The sequence below is a fragment of the Salinarimonas ramus genome (genome assembly GCF_014645695.1).
Classification (GTDB): domain Bacteria; phylum Pseudomonadota; class Alphaproteobacteria; order Rhizobiales; family Beijerinckiaceae; genus Salinarimonas; species Salinarimonas ramus.
Window position 1 is genome coordinate 344,274 of the sequence record NZ_BMMF01000005.1, and the last position, 15,628, is coordinate 359,901.

Below are 15,628 nucleotides of genomic sequence, written 5' to 3' on the forward strand. Positions count from 1 at the left end.
TCAGAAGCTGCGGCTGATCGGGCCGGCGTGCACGGGCGCCGGCGCCTGCAGGTTCCAGCGCATGCCGACCTTCAGGTCGTGGGAGTGGATGTTGCCGATCTCCCACTTGTCCTCGCCACCGCTTACCCCGTCGAGCTGGTAGGTCTCGCCGGTGCCTCCATCGCCCATGTTGAGGTAGCGATAGCCGAGCTCCAGGGACAGGTTCGGCGAAACCTCGTAGCCGAGACCGGCATAGAGCGCCCAAGCGAAGTTGGTGCGCGAATCGGCGTCAGCGTAGGCAACGCCGCTATGTCCGCTTCGCAGGGTCACCACGTCACGGAAATTGTCGATCGTCACATGAGCAAAGCCGGCGCCCGCCCCAACGAACGGCGTAACGCCGTGCCAGGTGCCGAGATCCAGGTAGCCGTTGACGAGGCCGACCCATTCCGTCTTGTCGAAGTAGAATTCGTTGGCCTGATTGAAGGCGGCGGCCCCGGTCTGGCGTACGCGATCCAACCCGCGATATTGCGAACGACCGCGATACTCACCAGTGACGTCGGCGCGCAGCCAGGAGTTGAAGCGGTACCCGACGCCCACACCGACGAAGGGTGAAGCCGCGAAATCGGAGTGCAGAAACTCGACCGCGTCCGCAGGAGTCCGGCGCTCCAGTTCGGGATTCTCCGGCTCGTCGGACTTCTGGTTCGACATGCCGATGTCGCCGCGCAGGTACCAGCCGCCGAAGCTCTCGACGTGGACCGGCACGGGGGCGGGCGGAAGCGTGGGAAGGTCGGCGGCTTGAGCGCTCGTCGCCACGACGCCGCCGAGGGCGGCGACGGCGACGACGAGGGCCGGCTCGAGGCGAATCATGGCGAATGGTCCCCGTTCTCGTCGGCGCGGGCGAACGGCCCGCGGCTCTCACGGATAGGGACGATCGCAGAACTTCCTTAAGCGGGGCTTAACCTTAAGAGACACGGTTAAGCGCATCTCACCGGACGAAGGCGATCCGCGCCGCGCCGGCGCCGTTCAGGCGGCGGCGCGGGTGACGGCGAGCGCGATCTCCTCCACGACCTCGCTGACGAGATCGCGGTCGTCGCCTTCGCCCATGACGCGAATCACGGGCTCGGTGCCCGACGGGCGGATGACGAGGCGCCCGCCCTCCCCCAGACGCGCGCGCCCGGCCTCGATGGTGGAGGCGACGGAGACGTCGTCGAGGGGGCGCCCGCTCTTGTAGCGCACGTTCTTGAGGATCTGCGGCAGCGGCTCGAAGCTCTGGCAGACCTCCGAGACCGGACGCTCGGAGCGCTTCACCACGGTGAGCAGCTGGAGCGCGGCGAGGAGCCCGTCGCCGGTCGTCGCGTAGTCCGAGAGGATGATGTGCCCCGACTGCTCGCCGCCGAGATTGTAGCCCTCCTCCCGCATGCGCTCGAGCACGTAGCGATCGCCCACCGCCGTGCGCTCCATCGTAAGGCCCAGCCCCTGGAGGTAGCGCTCGAGGCCCAGATTCGACATGACGGTCGCCACGATGCCCGGGCGCGAGAGGCGCCCGTCCTCGTGCCAGCTGCGGGCGATGGCGGCCATCAGCTGGTCGCCGTCGACGAGGCGGCCCTTCTCGTCGACGATGATGACGCGGTCCGCGTCGCCGTCGAGCGCGATGCCGACGTCGGCCCGCAGCTCGCGCACCTTCGCGACGAGCGCCTCGGGGGCGGTCGAGCCGACCTCGCGGTTGATGTTGAAGCCGTTGGGCTCGACGCCGATGGCGATCACCTCCGCGCCCAGCTCCCACAAGGCCTCGGGCGCCACGCGATAGGCGGCGCCGTTGGCGCAGTCGAGCACGATGCGCAGGCCTTCGAGGTCGAGGAGGCGCGGCAGCGTGCGCTTGGCGAACTCGATGTAGCGGGCGTGCACGCCCTCCACGCGCCGGGCGCGGCCCAGGCCCTCCGACACGGCGAGGCGCCGCGAGATGTCCCCGTCGATCAAGGCCTCGATCTCGAGCTCCACCTCGTCGGAGAGCTTGTAGCCGTCCGGCCCGAACAGCTTGATGCCGTTGTCCTCGTAAGGATTGTGCGAGGCGGAGATCATCACGCCGAGATCCGCACGCATGGAGCGCGTGAGCATGGCCACCGCCGGCGTCGGCATGGGGCCGAGCAGCAGCGTGTCCATGCCCACCGACGTGAAGCCGGCGACGAGGGCGTACTCGATCATGTAGCCGGACAGCCGCGTGTCCTTGCCGATGACGACGCGGTGGCGGTGATCGCCGCGACGGAAGGCGAGGCCCGCCGCCTGGCCGACGCGCAGCGCGAGCTCCGGCGTGATCTTGAGGTTGGCGCGGCCGCGGATGCCGTCGGTACCGAAATGCTTGCGCAAGGGACGTGCTCCGAGATCGTCGAGCGACGCATCGCGCCGCTCGTGTGGTTCAGAACGGATGCGGTTCAGAACACCCGCGCCGCGCGCGACGTCAAGGCGAGCCTGCCACGGGAGTGCTTCACATTCCGTAAGCGTTTGTAACGCCGCTTCGTTCGCCCCGCCGTCCCCGGCGCAAGCTCGACGCAAGCCAGCCCGATCATCCTCGCCATCGTCAGCAACGACGAGGAGCTTCGCCCGTGGTCGACGGCATCCACCTCTTCAGCCTCGCCTCGCGCAAGTCCGAATGGCTCTCCGTGCGCCAGGCGACGATCGCCGAGAACGTGGCCAACGCCAACACGCCGGGCTTCCGCGCCCGCGACGTCGAGGCGTTCCGCGACGTCATGGACCATACGAGCCTGCGGCTCGCGGCGACGAGCCCGGATCACCTCCTGCCGGCGCAGGACGCGCGCGTCTCCGAGACACGTACGCGCGACGGCTTGGCGATCAGCCATTCGGGCAATTCGGTGAGCATCGAGGAGGAGCTGATCAAGGCCTCCTCGGCGAGCCGCGAGCACTCGCTCGCCACCTCCGTCGTGAAGTCCTTCCACCGCATGATCCTGCAGAGCGTCCGAGGCTGACGATGATGATCGACCCGCTCACCTCCGCCTCGCGCATCGCGGGCTCCGGCCTCGAGGCCCAGTCCACCCGCATGCGCATCATCGCGGAGAACCTGGCCAACGCCAACGCCACCGGCGACGCCGCCGGCACCGACCCCTATCGCCGCAAGACGGTGACCTTCGACAGCGAGATCGACCGCGCCTCGGGCGCGAGCATGGTCAAGGTCGACGGCGTGGGCGCCGACCGTGCGCCGTTCCGCACGGAATTCGACCCGTCGCACCCCGCCGCCGACGAGAACGGCTACGTCAAGCTGCCCAACGTCAACATGCTCGTCGAGATGGCCGACATGCGCGAAGCGAACCGCGCCTACGAGGCCAACCTCGCCGTCATCCGCCAGACCCGCTCCATGGTCGCCCAGACCATCGACCTCCTGAGGAGCTCGTGATGATCGACGCCGTCGACAGCCTCTCCAGCCTCGCCGGGACCGGCGCCACCCGTGCCGCCGAGCGCATCGCGACCGCGGCGCAGGCGGCACCCGTCGCGCCGTCCTCCGCGACGAGCATGCCGGATTTCGGCGCGGTCCTCTCCGACGTGGCCTCGCAGGGCGTCAACGCGCTGCGCGAGGCCGAGGCGGCCTCGCTCGCCGGCATCAACGGCAAGGCCTCCGTCCAGCAGGTGGTCGAGGCCGTGATGAACGCCGAGCGCACCCTCCAGACCGCCGTCGCCGTCCGCGACAAGGTCGTGCAGGCGTACCAGGAAATCAGCCGGATGCAGATTTGAGGAAAGGCGGCCTTGCCCGATCACGAGGTCAGCGCGATGTCGAATCGCTCGAGAATGTACGGCATGTCGGGATCCTCGATCAGCGGAGAGACCTCCAGGACCCGAACCTTGCCGATTGCGCGATCGTAGATCGCGAGGTTCGGTGAAAGGTCCAGACGGGAGGGATACACGATGCCATCGAGCGTCGACGCGTGCTCGTGAAAGGCGACGGCCCAGAGATGCGCATTGCGATGATCGTAGCCACGCACGACCTCGCTCGGCACGCCCATTCTCACGGGCGCGTCGCCTCGAAGATCGAGCACCGATAGCGTCTCCACGATCTCGATCGTTGCGATCGACCGCTGCGTGAGATCCTCCTCGTCCAGGAGCGCTCTGCCCAGGATGCCGTCTCGACGGTCGCGCAGCACAGCCTCCAGGAAGCACGATGTCGATGTCTCGTTGAAATAGACGACACCGAAACGATCGTCGTCGCTCAGCGCTCGCGGGTCGCTGAAGCGGCTCGGTGATTTCGCGTACCCGAGAGGGTCGGGAAACTCGCTGCGATAGATGCGCCGATATCGCCGGCCTTTTGGAATTTCGCTCGTCAAGACCCGGCGCTGCTCGAAGCCGTGCGGCGGCTGCGCGATCGGCACGCTCGGCATCCGTCAGGCGAAGGTCCCGCGCGCGATGCTCTCCGCCGTCCCGAGAACATCCTCCGAACGGCCCGCGACGAGGGCGTCGTGCCCCGTCGTGCCGCCGAGCTCCGCGTGAGGCATGCTCAGGAAGCGCCACACCGCCCACGCACCGCCGAGGAGCGCGTGCAGCTTCGGCAGCTCCGCGAAAGGCCGTCCCTCCGCATCGAGCTGCCATTCCGGGAAGCGATAGCCGCGCTTGACGCCCGCCATACCGACCAATCGCCCTTCCTGCCGCCAAGTGTTCACCGTCATGCGGCTCACCCCGAGCCGCCGCGCCATCTCGTCGCCGCTGAGCATGTCCGCACCGCTCAGCACCTCCGACGCAGCCACTCGCCCGCGTGCCCGTGCGCGCTCGAGTGCCTCCTGGAGGGCCGCATGTCGTCCCGCGTTTCCTTCGTCTCGCACGATCTCCGGCGCCCTGTCCGGATGGACCGTGATCGTGACACGGGTGGTCTCGCCGGTGCGGACACTCTCGCGACGCGCGTCGGAAACGGCTCGCAGGAGATCGTCCGCGAGATCCCGCGCTTCTCGGGTCGTCAAGGTTCCGGTTTTCGCCACGGCACGCCTCGAACGGTCGTTGGATTCTCGAAGACTGTCGATCGACAGGAGATCGGAAGCGGACGGTTTTTGTCAAGTACGTAAAGCCGGCGTCCCGCGGCCCTGCGCGGACCGACAAGCCTCGCGCAGGTTCCACGTGAAACCCTGCCATCCAGTCGAGACAGAAGCGCCGCGTGCGCTCGGCCCTCCCCGGCTCGGCCGAGAACGCCGGGCCACAGGCCACAGATGAAGGAGAGACCCCGTGAAAGCGCTCGCCATCGCCGCCACCGGCATGAACGCCCAGCAGCTCAACGTCGAGGTCATCGCCAACAACATCGCCAACATCAACACCACCGCCTTCAAGCGGGCGCGGGCCGAGTTCACGGATCTGCTCTATCAGACCGAGCGGCTCCAGGGCGTGCCCATGCGCGGCGGCGAGGCGGCGATCCCCGAGGGCGCCAATCTCGGGCTCGGCGTGCGCACGGCGGCGATCCGGAACCTGCACATGCAGGGTGCGCTCTCGCAGACGGGCAACCGCCTCGACCTCGCGCTCGACGGGCGCGGCTGGTTCCAGGTGCAGGGCCCCGACGGGGAGATCCTCTACACCCGCGCGGGCTCCTTCAACACCAACGCCGAGGGCCAGCTCGTGACGATGGAGGGCTACCTCGTCGAGCCGGCGATCCAGGTGCCGGAGAACACGGTGGAGGTCGTGGTCAACCAGTCCGGCCAGGTCTTCGCCCGGGTGCCCGACCAGCAGGCGCTCGAGGAGCTCGGCCAGCTGACGCTCGCCAACTTCGCCAACGAGACCGGCCTCGCGCCCATGGGCGGCAACCTGTACCGCGAGACCGAGGCCTCCGGCCAGCCGGTCGTGGGCGTGCCCGCCGATCCCGGCTACGCCAAGATCCACCAGGGCTACCTCGAGGCCTCCAACGTCGATCCCGTCAAGGAGATCACCCAGCTGATCTCCGCCCAGCGCGCCTACGAGATGAACTCGAAGGTGATCCAGGCCGCCGACCAGATGGCCTCCACCGTGACGAACGGCATCCGCTGACGCCGCCGGACCGACCGGAGATCCGCCGCCATGCCTCTCTCGACACGACACCGCCGCGCGCGAGCCCGCTCGGCACTCCTCGCGGTGGCGGCCCTCGCCGCCGCCGCGAGCGCGCCCGCCCTCGCCGCCGGCCCGGTCACCCTCCCGGTGCCCACGATCACGATCTATCCCGGCGAGACCATCAAGGACACGGTGATCGTCGAGCGCGACTTTCCCGCCAGCACCGGCGATCTCGCCGTGATCCGCGAGGCGCGCGCCCTCGTCGGCAAGGTGGCGCGCCGCACGCTGCTGCCCGGGCGCGTCGTGCCGCAGAACGCCGTGGAGGACGCCAAGCTCGTCGTGCGCGGGGAGACGACGCAGGTCGTCTTCGCCGCCGACGGGCTCGTGATCTCGACGCTCGTGACGCCGCTCGAGAACGGCGGCGCCGGCGATCGCGTGCGGGCGCGCAACCTCGATTCGGGCCTCGTCATCGTGGGCATCGTCCAGGACGACGGCTCGCTGCGCGTGGGAGCGCCCTGATGCCTCGTCGCATGCTCCGCCCTCTCGCCCTCGCCCTCGCTCTGGGGATGGCCGCCCTCGCGCCCACGCTGATGCCGAGCTCGGCCGCCGCCGACGCGATGGCGGGCGGCGTGACCCGCATCAAGGACATCACGACCCTCAAGGGCATGCGCGAGAACCAGCTCGTCGGCTACGGCCTCGTGGTCGGCCTCGCCAATACCGGCGACACCCTGCGCAACGCGCCCTTCACCGAGCAGTCGCTCACGTCCATGCTCGACCGGATGGGCGTGAACGTCGGCTCGGATCAGCTGCGCGCCCGCAACGTCGCCGCCGTCGTCGTGACGGCGGAGCTGCCGCCCTTCATCGGGCGCGGCAACCGCATCGACGTCACGGTCTCGGCGCTGGGCGACGCGCGCTCGCTGCTCGGCGGGACGCTCGTGATCACGCCGCTCATGGGCGCGGACGGGCAGATCTACGCCGTCGCCCAGGGCCCCGTCGCGGTGAGCGGCTTCTCCGCCGCGGGCGAGGCCGAGACGGTGACGCAGGGCGTCCCGACGGTCGGCCGCGTGCCCAACGGCGCGCTGATCGAGCGCGAGCTGCCGGACCATTTCGGCAACATGCGCTCGCTGATCCTCGAATTGCGGAACCCGGACTTCCGTACCGCGGTGCGCATCGCCGACGCCATCAACGTCTACACGCAGACGCGCTTCGGCGGGCGTGGCGCCTACGAGCGCGACTATCGCTCGATCCTGCTCGTGAACCCGCCCGACGTGAGCCCCGTGCGCTTCCTCGCCGAGATTGGCGATCTCCCCGTGACGCCGGACGCGCCCGCCCGCGTCGTCCTGGACGAACGCACCGGCACCGTCGTCATCGGCGCGGACGTGCGGGTCTCGACGGTGGCCGTCACCCACGGGAACCTGACGGTGCGCATCACGGAGATGCCCGTGGCGTCGCAACCCGCACCCTTCTCCGACGGCCAGACCGTGGTCCTGCCGGACACCCGCGTCGAGGTCCAGGAAGGCGAGGGCCGCCTCGCGATCCTACAGGGCTCGAGCCTGCAGACGCTCGTCGCCGGCCTCAACCAGATCGGGCTGCGGCCGGCCGGGATCATCGCCATCCTCCAGGCGATCAAGTCCGCCGGCGCGCTCCAGGCCGACCTCGTCATCCAGTGAGGCCGGCTCCGGCCGACCGCTGATCCGCTGCCTCGCGGCCCGCATCGTCGAGCACCACCTCCGCCACGAAGGGGAGGTGGTCGGAGGCGACGCGGGTCGTCGGCGTGCGCAGGGCCTGCGCCGCCACGAGACGCGCGCCGTTGGCGCCCATGATGTGGTCGATGCGCGTCAGCGGCATCCAGGAGGGATAGGTCGGGTGCCTGTCGGGCAGGACGGAACGGGCGCAGTCGAGCTCGCCGGCCAGGCGCCGATAGGCGGCGGTGCGCATGCCGGCGTTGAGATCGCCCATGAGCACCGCCGGCCCCGGCGCCGCGCCGAGCCAGTCCGGCCCCAGCAGCGCCTCGGCCTGGGCCATGCGGTCGCGCCGGGAGAGCACGGCGAGATGCGTGCAGATCACCTGGAGCGGGCCCTGGTCGGTGTCGACCTCGACCCAGAGCGCGGAGCGCCGCTCCGGCAGCGCCGGGCCGAGCCGCGGCAGGGGCCCGCCCTTCACCGGGCGCATCGGCAGATCCGACAGGATCGCGAGGCCGAACTGCTCGCCGCCGAAGGTCGCCGTGCGCTGGAAGTGCCAGTCCATGCCCAGGCCGCGGGCGAGCGCCTGCAGCGCGTGCGCGCCCTGGCTGCGGGCGCTCCAGCGCACCTCCTGGAGCGCGACGACCCGCGCACCGCTCTCGCGGATCGCATGCGCGATGCGCTCGGGCTCGCGGCGGCGATCGGTACCGATGAAGGAATGGACGTTGTAGGTGACGAGACGGGGCATCGAACGAGAGATGGGGAGGAATGGCGCGGCGGAAAAGACCGACGCGCCTCAGCGCAGCTCGATCCGCCCCTCGGCGAGGAGATTTCGGCAATCGGTCGCGTCGCGCATCGTGTCCTCGCCCTGCGGCGCGATGGCCATGCCCTCGCCGTCGAAGCGGGGATCGTCGCACTCGCCGTCGTTGGCCCAGCGGCTCGAATCGTCGCCGAAATCGATGCCGGCGGTGGAGGAGGCAGGCGGCGCCGCCGGCGCTGCGGGCGCTGCGGGGGCGACGTCCGCGCGGGAGCGGCCGACGAGGTCGATCGCGCCCTCCTCGTAGAGCCGGCGGCAATCGCTCGCGTCGCGCATCGCGTCCTCGTCGAGCAGCACGGCCGCCATGCCGCGGCCCTGGAAGCGCGGGTCGTCGCATTCCCCGTCGTTTGCCCAGCGGCTCGTGTCGTCGCCGAAGTCCACCGGCCCGGAGGGTGTCACGGGAGGCGGGGGCGTGGCGGGAGCCGTGGGAACGGCCGTCGCGGGAGCGGAGGCCGCACCGCCCTCGCCCGCACGCAACGCGATGGAGCCCGCCTCGTAGAGGCGTCGACAGTCGCTCGCGTCGCGTAGGCGATCCTCCTCCACGAGCACCGCGGCCATGCCCTCGCCCTCGAAGCGGGGATCGTCGCACTCGCCGTCGTTCGCCCATCGACCGGTGTCGTCGCCGAAATCGACATCTCCCGCCGCCGCCGGCGCCGGCGCGGAGCGGGACGGCGCGCCGCCGCTCTCGCCCGCGCGCAACGCGATGGAACCCGCCTCGACGAGCCGGCGGCAATCGCTGGCGTCCTTGAAGCGATCCTCCTCGACGAGGACCGCGGCCATCCCCTCGCCCTCGAAGCGGGGATCGTCGCATTCGCCGTCGTTGGCCCAGCGCCCCGTGTCGTCGCCGTAATCGATCCCGCCGACGACGGTGCGCGGTGCGGCAGCGCCGTCGCTACCGGCACCGTCGGCCAGCGTGATTCGCCCGCGCTTGAACATCAGGAAGCAATCGGTCGCGTCCGCGCCGCGATGCTCCTCGTCGGAGAAGCCCACCATGCCCGGGCCCACGAAGCGCGGGTCGTCGCATTCGCGGTCGTTGGCGAAGGGGCTCGAATCGTCGCCCCAGTCGAAATCGGGCGAGACGGCCTGCGCCGAAGCAGGCGTGGCCACGGCGACGGCGAGGATCGCCACGAGGCCGCAGCCGGCGGCGAGGCTCCATACAGTCGCGTTTCGCATCGACGCTTCCCCCGCTCTCACACGCTCTCGGCCGCACGCACGCGCGACGGCTCGATGCGGGCCGGCCGGAGGGTAGCGCCCCGGCCGACGTCGCGGAAGCGTGAAATGCCGCATGCGCGTGCGGCGCTTCCCGCGGGAGGCGCGAGCGGGTAAGCCGAAGGACGGCCCCATCCGCGCCGCCGAGGTCCTTTCGATGACTGATACCGCCGCCTCGCGTCCCGAGACGTCCGCGAAGAGCCTCGCCGGCATCACCGTGCTCGACCTCACCCGCGTCCTCGCAGGCCCGAGCGCGACGCAGCTCCTAGGCGATCTCGGCGCGCGGGTGATCAAGGTCGAGCGGCCCGGATCGGGCGACGACACCCGCGCCTGGGGCCCGCCCTTCGTGCCCGACGAGACCGGCGCACCCTCCGACCTCTCCGCCTATTTCCTCGCGGCCAACCGCAACAAGAGCTCGATCGTGCTCGACATCACGACGCCCGCCGGCGTCGAAATCGTGCGCGCGCTCGCGGCGAAGGCGGACGTGGTGGTGGAGAACTACAAGCCGGGCGACCTCGCCCGCCGGGGGTTGGGCTACGAGGACCTGCGCGCGATCAAGCCCGATCTCGTCTGGTGCTCCATCACAGGCTTCGGGCACGACGGGCCCTATGCCGAGCGCATCGGCTACGACTTCCTCGTCCAGGCCATGGGCGGGATCATGAGCATCACCGGCGAGCCCGACGGGGAGCCGATGAAGGTGGGCGTGGGCATCTCCGACCTCATGTGCGGCATGTATGCGAGCGTGGGCATCCTCGCCGCGCTTCGCCACCGGGACGCGACGGGGGAGGGGCAGTTCCTCGAGGTCTCGCTCTACGACACGCAGATCTCCTGGCTCGTGAACGCGGCGACGAACACCCTCGTGTCCGGCAAGGCGCCGCGGCGGCTCGGCAATCGCCATCCCAACATCGCGCCCTACCAGACCTACCGCGCCGCCGACGGGCACCTCGTCGTCGCGGTGGGCAACGACGGGCAGTTCCGCCGCTTCTGCGCGGCGCTCGAGGCGCCGGAGCTCGCGAGCGATCCGCGCTTTGCCACCAATGCCGGGCGGCTCGAGCATCTCGACGCGCTCAACGCCGCCCTCGACCCGATCGTCGCGCGCGCCGACGTCGCGACCTGGGTCGCGCGGCTCGAGCGCGCGCAGGTGCCCGCGGGCCCTGTGGCGAGCGTGCCGGAAGCCCTCTCGGACCCGCATACGCGCGCCCGCGAGATGGTGATCGAGATGCCCTCCCCGATCGTCGACGGCGAGACGCTGCGGCTCCTCGGCAATCCGCTCAAGCTCCGCGCCACCCCCGCGTCCTACGACAAGGCACCGCCGCGGCTGGGCGCCGATCGCGACACGGTGCTCGCGGAGGTGCTGGGCCTCGATCCCGCCAGCATCGTCGATCTCGCGGCGAGAGGCGCTTTCGGAGCCGAAGTCGGACCCGGAGATTGACGGGAAGCCGGGCGTTTGCGTTGATTTTTCCGGAGTATTCGAGTTCCTAACGAGACCTTACCAACAGCTGGTAATCGCCGCTAATTTGAATTCGGATTTACCGGCGGGCAAGTAACGTACCCTTGACGGTGACAACATTTGCTAGCTGTGATTCACGACAAGAGCGTTGCTCGTCACGGCCTCCGGAACTACCCCTAGAGCGTCCGCTTAGAACGGGGGTAATGACGTGTACATCATCGTCGACGAAAGAGAGCTCGTCACAACGGGGTACCGATCCGGCTTCGACCGAGAGGGCGTGAGCGCGGTCGGGTTCGATCCGTCGGAGTTCAACGACTGGATCTCGGGCGCCGCCGAGGAGGATCTCGGCGCCGTCGAGGCCATCCTCATCGGGGATTGCCAGGCGCGCGAGACCCTGCCGCGTCTCGTCAAGAGCCGCTGCAAGGCGCCCGTGATCGCCATGAACGACACCCATTGCCTGGAGCAGACGCTCGGGCTCTTCGCGGCCGGGGTGGACGACGTCGTCCGCAAGCCCGTGCACGTGAAGGAGATCATGGCCCGCGTGGGCGCCTTCAACCGCCGGATCGTCCCGCCGGTGGAAGACGAGGCCGCGCCCACCGAGCACGATCTCCAGGTCTTCTTCGACGGGCGCGACCCGATCGTCCGCGGCGAGGTGCTCACCCTGCCCCGGCGCGAGCGCCGCATCCTCGAATATCTCGTGAAGAACAAGGGCAAGCGCGTGCAGCGCGAGCAGATCTTCTCGGCCGTCTACGGCGTGTTCAACGAGAACGTCGACGAGGCGGTGGTGGAGAGCCACATCTCGAAGCTGCGCAAGAAGCTACGCGGGCGCCTCGGCTACGATCCGATCGATTCCAAGCGTTACCTCGGCTACATGTTCTCCTGATCCGCTCTTTCTTCCGCGCTTCCACGGCCGTTTCGGTCGCTTCCGTTTCATCCACCCGTTTCGCATCACGAGCTGGTACCGGCGCCACACGCTCCCTCGCGAGCGCGCCACACGGGACGACGCTCCCGACACCTCCCGCATCCGCAGACGTCAGAGACGCTCCCCATCGGGGACCCCCGGCAGCTCCGCCACGAACGCGGCTCCTTCGCCGTTCGGCCGCGCGTAGAGCGCCTCTCCGCCGTGACGTCGCGCGATCTGGCGCACCAGCGCCAGGCCCAGGCCCCAGCTTCCCGCCGCCTCCGATCGCCCCGCCGGCCGATAGAACGCCTCGAACACCCGCTCCGCCTCGCCGTCGGGCAGGCCCGGGCCGTGGTCGCGCACGACGAGCCGCACGCCGCCTGCGTCGCGTCGTTCGACGCGGGCCTCGATCGGAGGCGCGCCGTGGCGGGCGGCGTTCTGGAAGAGGTTGCGCACGAGCCGGCGCAGGAGCCGCGGATCGCCCACGATCTCCACTGCGTCGCCCTCCACCGTCGCATCGACCCGCGCGCCCTCCTCGGCGACGAGGGCGAGGAGATCGACGCGCTCGCGACGCTCCAGGCCTGCCACGTGATCGAGCCGGCTCGCCACCAGGATCTCCTCGACGAGCGCGTCGAGCTCGGAGAGGCTCGTGACGATCTCCTGGCGCAGAGCCGGGCGCGGATCCTCCTCGAACAGGTCGATGGCCATGCGCAGGCGCGCGAGCGGCGAGCGCAGCTCGTGGCTGGCATTGGCGAGGAGCGCCGAATGAGAGGCGACGAGGCGTTCCACGGTCGCGGCCGCCGCATCGAAGCTCTTCGCCACGGCGGCGACCTCGTCGGCGCCCGACAACCCGATGCGGGCCGAGAGGTCGCCCGCACCCCAGGCCTCGACGCCCGCCCGCAGGCGCTCGAGGCGGCGGGTGAGGTGACCGACGACGGGGTAGGCGACGAGCGCGATCAGGATCGCGATGATGGCGATGGGGATCAAGGGATTGCGATCGTCGTCGCCTCCCTCGCCCGACGAGTCCGCGCGGCCGAAGCGCGCCTGGACGACGCGCCCGTCGCTCAGCGTGAAGACGAAGACGCGCCCGCGCCGGTCGAGACCGGGATCACCGGCGACGAGCCGGCCCCCGGGGTCGCGCAGGGCGAGATCGGCGCCGAGCGCGTCGGCGAGACGATCGAGCGTCGGCCCGGGATCGTCGGCGGGCAGCGTGCGCTCGAAGAAGATGCGCCCGCGCTCGGCCCAGGGCCCGCGCTCGGCGGCGGCGGTGATGCGGAAGACGATCGCGCCCGCCAGCGCCACGAGCGCCACGGCGGCGACGACCGTCAGATACACCTTCCAGAACAGCGAGAGGCCGCGGGGGCGGCGCAGCGACAGAGCCATCAGGCGCCCTCGTCCTGGGAGCGGGCGAAGACGTAGCCGGCGCCACGGACCGTCAGCACGCGGCGGGGATGCTTCGGATCGTCCTCGATCGCCGCGCGGATGCGCGAGACGTGGACGTCGATGGAGCGGTCGAACGCCTCGAGCTCGGCGCCGCGCACGAGGTCCATCAGCTGCTCGCGGGAGAGGACGCGCCCGGCGTTCTCGGCGAGCGCCACGAGCAGGTCGAACTGGTAGGAGGTGAGCGCACGCTCCGCGCCGTCGACGCGCACCTGGCGCGCCCCGCGGTCGATCTCGAGCCGACCGAAGCGCAGCGGCGGCGGGCCGGCCTGGCCGACGCCGCCGTTGCGCCGGCGCAGCACCGCCTTCAGCCGCGCGAGCAGCTCGCGTGGGTTGAAGGGCTTGGGCACGTAATCGTCCGCCCCGATCTCCAGGCCGACGATGCGATCCGTCTCGTCGCCCTTGGCGGTGAGCATGACGACGGGCACGTCGGAGGCGGCGCGGATGCGGCGCAGCGTCTCGAAGCCGTCGAGGTCCGGCAGCATGACGTCCAGCACGATCGCCGCGGGCGGGCGCCGGGAGAGCTCGGCGAGGCCGTCCCGCGCCGTGGCGGCGGCGCGGGCGGCAAAGCCGTTCTGGTCGAGATAGTCCCGCAGCATGCCGGACAGGCGCACGTCGTCGTCGACGATCAGGATCTCGTCCGGCATGTCTCGCGCGTCCTCTTCGACGGGATATGCGGCTATCCTATCACCAGCGGCCGTGGCCGCGACGGCGCTCGCCCATCTCCTCGATCAGCGCGGCGCGCTGCTCGGGAGTGAGCACCTCGGCGGCGTCGAGGAGCGCTTCGAGGCCGCGGGCGGAGGCCGTCTCCATGGCGGCGAGGCGCTCGGCGCGCAGGGTCTCGGCGGCGGCCCGGTCGATCTCGGTGGCGCCGAGGATGCCGGCGAGGTCCTCGCGGGTGTCGCGGAAGCCCTGCACCAGCGGCATGATCTCGTCGCGCGCGTCCTCGGCGATGGCCTTGATCCGCTCCACCTGCTCGGGGGTCGCCTCGACCTCGTCGAGGGCGCGCTCGAGGCGCCATTCCATGAAGGCGCCCATGGCGCCGCGCTCGCCGCGCTCGTGATCGCCGAAGCGAGCGTGCATCATCCTGCCGTGCGGACCCTCGCCCGCGGCGTGGCGCACGAGCGGCGCGTCCTGCGCCGCCGCGAAGCCGGCGCCGACCGCTCCGAGCGCGAGCGCGCCGAGCGCGACCGCGAGGATCGGGCGGGAAAAGCCGGTGCGGGGGGCCGCGACCCGCGAGGTGGCGTCGTCGGTGGGGGTCTTCTCGATGGGGGTCTTGTCCGTCGTCATGGGTCTCGTCTCCCGTGGAGGGGTGCGGCCGCGGTAGGGGCTGCGATGGGGAGACCATGACCCGCCGACGTGTCTCGCATTCGCGGCGAACGTGAAGAAAGGTGAAGCGAGGGTGCGGAAGAAGCGGCTCGATGCGGCAATGGCTCTTAACGATGTTTGCAGGAAACACGGTGAGAGCACGTGAAATCGACCGTCGCCGGACCCGCCATACGCAAGAGTACGCATGCAATCTCGCGCGACCTCGGCAGCTTGGAATTGAGCCGCAGCGCGCGTGCATCCGCACGGCGCCGCATGCCATGCCAGCCGTCTGTAGAGGTTCTCATGCCCGATATCGCCCGCATGGACCGCGCGTACGACTACGCCGTCGCATCCGTCCGCCACCCTCCGGAGAGCCGGACCGTCGCGTTCGGCGGATTCTGGGTCCGCGCCGTCGCGCTTGTGATCGACACGATCGTCACCATGATCCTCGCCGTCGTCTTCGGCGCGCTCGCCGGCTTCACTCTCGGCTTCCTTCTCGTGCTCGACGGTGCCTCCATCGCGCAATCGACCGACCAGATCGCGCTCCTCGGCAACATCATCGGCTTCGGCGTGACCTGGCTCTACTTCGCCGTGATGGAGAGCTCGTCGATGCAAGGCACGCTCGGCAAGCGGGCGCTCGGGCTCAAGGTCGTGAATTCCGAGGGCGGCCGGATCGGGTTCGGGCGCGCGACGGGACGCTACTTCGCCAAGGCGATCTCGGCGCTCATCCTCTTCATCGGCTACTTCATGGCGGGGTGGACGCGCGGAAAGCGGGCGCTGCACGACATGATCGCCGACACCTACGTGATCAAGGCCTGACGCGGACGGGCTGCGATCCC

Annotated in this window: 18 protein-coding genes; 9 read left to right on the forward strand and 9 right to left on the reverse strand. The window is 70.3% G+C overall.

From position 1 onward, the window contains the following. On the reverse strand, positions 1 to 846 hold the full coding sequence (locus tag IEX89_RS10610; RefSeq protein ID WP_188912569.1) for an outer membrane protein: 846 nt from the start codon (positions 844 to 846) through the stop codon (positions 1 to 3). A 156-nt stretch (positions 847 to 1,002) separates the two neighbouring features. Next, positions 1,003 to 2,343 (reverse strand): phosphoglucosamine mutase, encoded by a 1,341-nt coding sequence (gene glmM, locus IEX89_RS10615; RefSeq protein WP_188912571.1) that lies wholly within the window; start codon positions 2,341 to 2,343, stop codon positions 1,003 to 1,005. 236 nt (positions 2,344 to 2,579) lie between these two features. Between glmM and flgB the strand changes: the two genes are divergently transcribed. From flgB to fliE, 3 genes are read left to right on the forward strand one after another with little or no spacing between them, the layout of a single operon-like run. Beyond that, positions 2,580 to 2,960, forward strand: coding sequence for a flagellar basal body rod protein FlgB (gene flgB / locus IEX89_RS10620; protein WP_188912574.1), 381 nt, complete (start codon positions 2,580 to 2,582; stop codon positions 2,958 to 2,960). An 8-nt stretch (positions 2,961 to 2,968) separates the two neighbouring features. After that, complete coding sequence (gene flgC / locus IEX89_RS10625; protein WP_188912770.1) at positions 2,969 to 3,385, forward strand: flagellar basal body rod protein FlgC; 417 nt, start codon at positions 2,969 to 2,971, stop codon at positions 3,383 to 3,385. Beyond that, positions 3,385 to 3,720 (forward strand): flagellar hook-basal body complex protein FliE, encoded by a 336-nt coding sequence (gene fliE / locus IEX89_RS10630; protein ID WP_188912576.1) that lies wholly within the window; start codon positions 3,385 to 3,387, stop codon positions 3,718 to 3,720. The genes flgC and fliE overlap by 1 nt, the downstream gene beginning before the upstream one ends. 20 nt (positions 3,721 to 3,740) lie before the next feature. Here fliE and IEX89_RS10635 read toward each other — a convergent pair whose 3' ends face one another. Together IEX89_RS10635 and IEX89_RS10640 are read right to left on the reverse strand one after the other, a co-directional pair. Further along, positions 3,741 to 4,361: an RES family NAD+ phosphorylase gene (locus IEX89_RS10635; protein ID WP_373290569.1), complete on the reverse strand. Its 621-nt coding sequence runs from the start codon at positions 4,359 to 4,361 to the stop codon at positions 3,741 to 3,743. Positions 4,362 to 4,364: 3 nt separating this feature from the next. After that, positions 4,365 to 4,691, reverse strand: coding sequence for a helix-turn-helix domain-containing protein (locus IEX89_RS10640; RefSeq protein WP_188912580.1), 327 nt, complete (start codon positions 4,689 to 4,691; stop codon positions 4,365 to 4,367). A 502-nt stretch (positions 4,692 to 5,193) separates the two neighbouring features. Between IEX89_RS10640 and flgG the strand changes: the two genes are divergently transcribed. From flgG to flgI, 3 genes are read left to right on the forward strand one after another with little or no spacing between them, the layout of a single operon-like run. Continuing rightward, on the forward strand, positions 5,194 to 5,982 hold the full coding sequence (gene flgG / locus IEX89_RS10645) for a flagellar basal-body rod protein FlgG (RefSeq protein ID WP_188912582.1): 789 nt from the start codon (positions 5,194 to 5,196) through the stop codon (positions 5,980 to 5,982). A 30-nt stretch (positions 5,983 to 6,012) separates the two neighbouring features. Beyond that, positions 6,013 to 6,501 (forward strand): flagellar basal body P-ring formation chaperone FlgA, encoded by a 489-nt coding sequence (gene flgA / locus IEX89_RS10650; RefSeq protein WP_188912584.1) that lies wholly within the window; start codon positions 6,013 to 6,015, stop codon positions 6,499 to 6,501. 11 nt (positions 6,502 to 6,512) lie between these two features. After that, positions 6,513 to 7,652, forward strand: coding sequence for a flagellar basal body P-ring protein FlgI (gene flgI, locus IEX89_RS10655; protein ID WP_188912772.1), 1,140 nt, complete (start codon positions 6,513 to 6,515; stop codon positions 7,650 to 7,652). Here the strand turns inward: flgI and IEX89_RS10660 are convergent. Next, positions 7,642 to 8,412 carry an endonuclease/exonuclease/phosphatase family protein gene (locus IEX89_RS10660; RefSeq protein ID WP_188912586.1) on the reverse strand — a complete coding sequence of 257 codons (771 nt, stop codon included), beginning with the start codon at positions 8,410 to 8,412 and terminating at the stop codon, positions 7,642 to 7,644. The two genes, flgI and IEX89_RS10660, sit on opposite strands and share 11 nt — an antisense overlap. Positions 8,413 to 8,460: 48 nt before the next feature. Then, on the reverse strand, positions 8,461 to 9,654 hold the full coding sequence (locus IEX89_RS10665) for a hypothetical protein (RefSeq protein ID WP_188912588.1): 1,194 nt from the start codon (positions 9,652 to 9,654) through the stop codon (positions 8,461 to 8,463). A gap of 193 nt (positions 9,655 to 9,847) precedes the next feature. On the opposite strand from IEX89_RS10665, the gene IEX89_RS10670 reads away from it, so the two are divergent. Then, positions 9,848 to 11,122 carry a CaiB/BaiF CoA transferase family protein gene (locus IEX89_RS10670; RefSeq protein ID WP_188912590.1) on the forward strand — a complete coding sequence of 425 codons (1,275 nt, stop codon included), beginning with the start codon at positions 9,848 to 9,850 and terminating at the stop codon, positions 11,120 to 11,122. A gap of 226 nt (positions 11,123 to 11,348) precedes the next feature. Further along, a complete protein-coding gene (locus IEX89_RS10675; protein WP_188912592.1) occupies positions 11,349 to 12,023 on the forward strand; it encodes a response regulator transcription factor in 675 nt (224 codons plus the stop codon). Positions 12,024 to 12,173: 150 nt separating this feature from the next. Here the strand turns inward: IEX89_RS10675 and IEX89_RS10680 are convergent, their stop codons facing one another. From IEX89_RS10680 to IEX89_RS10690, 3 genes are read right to left on the reverse strand one after another with little or no spacing between them, the layout of a single operon-like run. Continuing rightward, positions 12,174 to 13,424 carry a HAMP domain-containing sensor histidine kinase gene (locus IEX89_RS10680; protein WP_188912594.1) on the reverse strand — a complete coding sequence of 417 codons (1,251 nt, stop codon included), beginning with the start codon at positions 13,422 to 13,424 and terminating at the stop codon, positions 12,174 to 12,176. Then, a complete protein-coding gene (locus IEX89_RS10685; protein WP_188912596.1) occupies positions 13,424 to 14,128 on the reverse strand; it encodes a response regulator in 705 nt (234 codons plus the stop codon). The genes IEX89_RS10680 and IEX89_RS10685 overlap by 1 nt, the downstream gene beginning before the upstream one ends. Before the next feature lie 40 nt (positions 14,129 to 14,168). After that, positions 14,169 to 14,771, reverse strand: coding sequence for a Spy/CpxP family protein refolding chaperone (locus tag IEX89_RS10690; RefSeq protein WP_188912598.1), 603 nt, complete (start codon positions 14,769 to 14,771; stop codon positions 14,169 to 14,171). A gap of 321 nt (positions 14,772 to 15,092) precedes the next feature. Between IEX89_RS10690 and IEX89_RS10695 the strand changes: the two genes are divergently transcribed. Then, entirely contained in the window at positions 15,093 to 15,608 is a 516-nt protein-coding gene (locus tag IEX89_RS10695; protein ID WP_210317612.1) for an RDD family protein, read from the forward strand. Positions 15,609 to 15,628 lie beyond the last annotated feature (20 nt).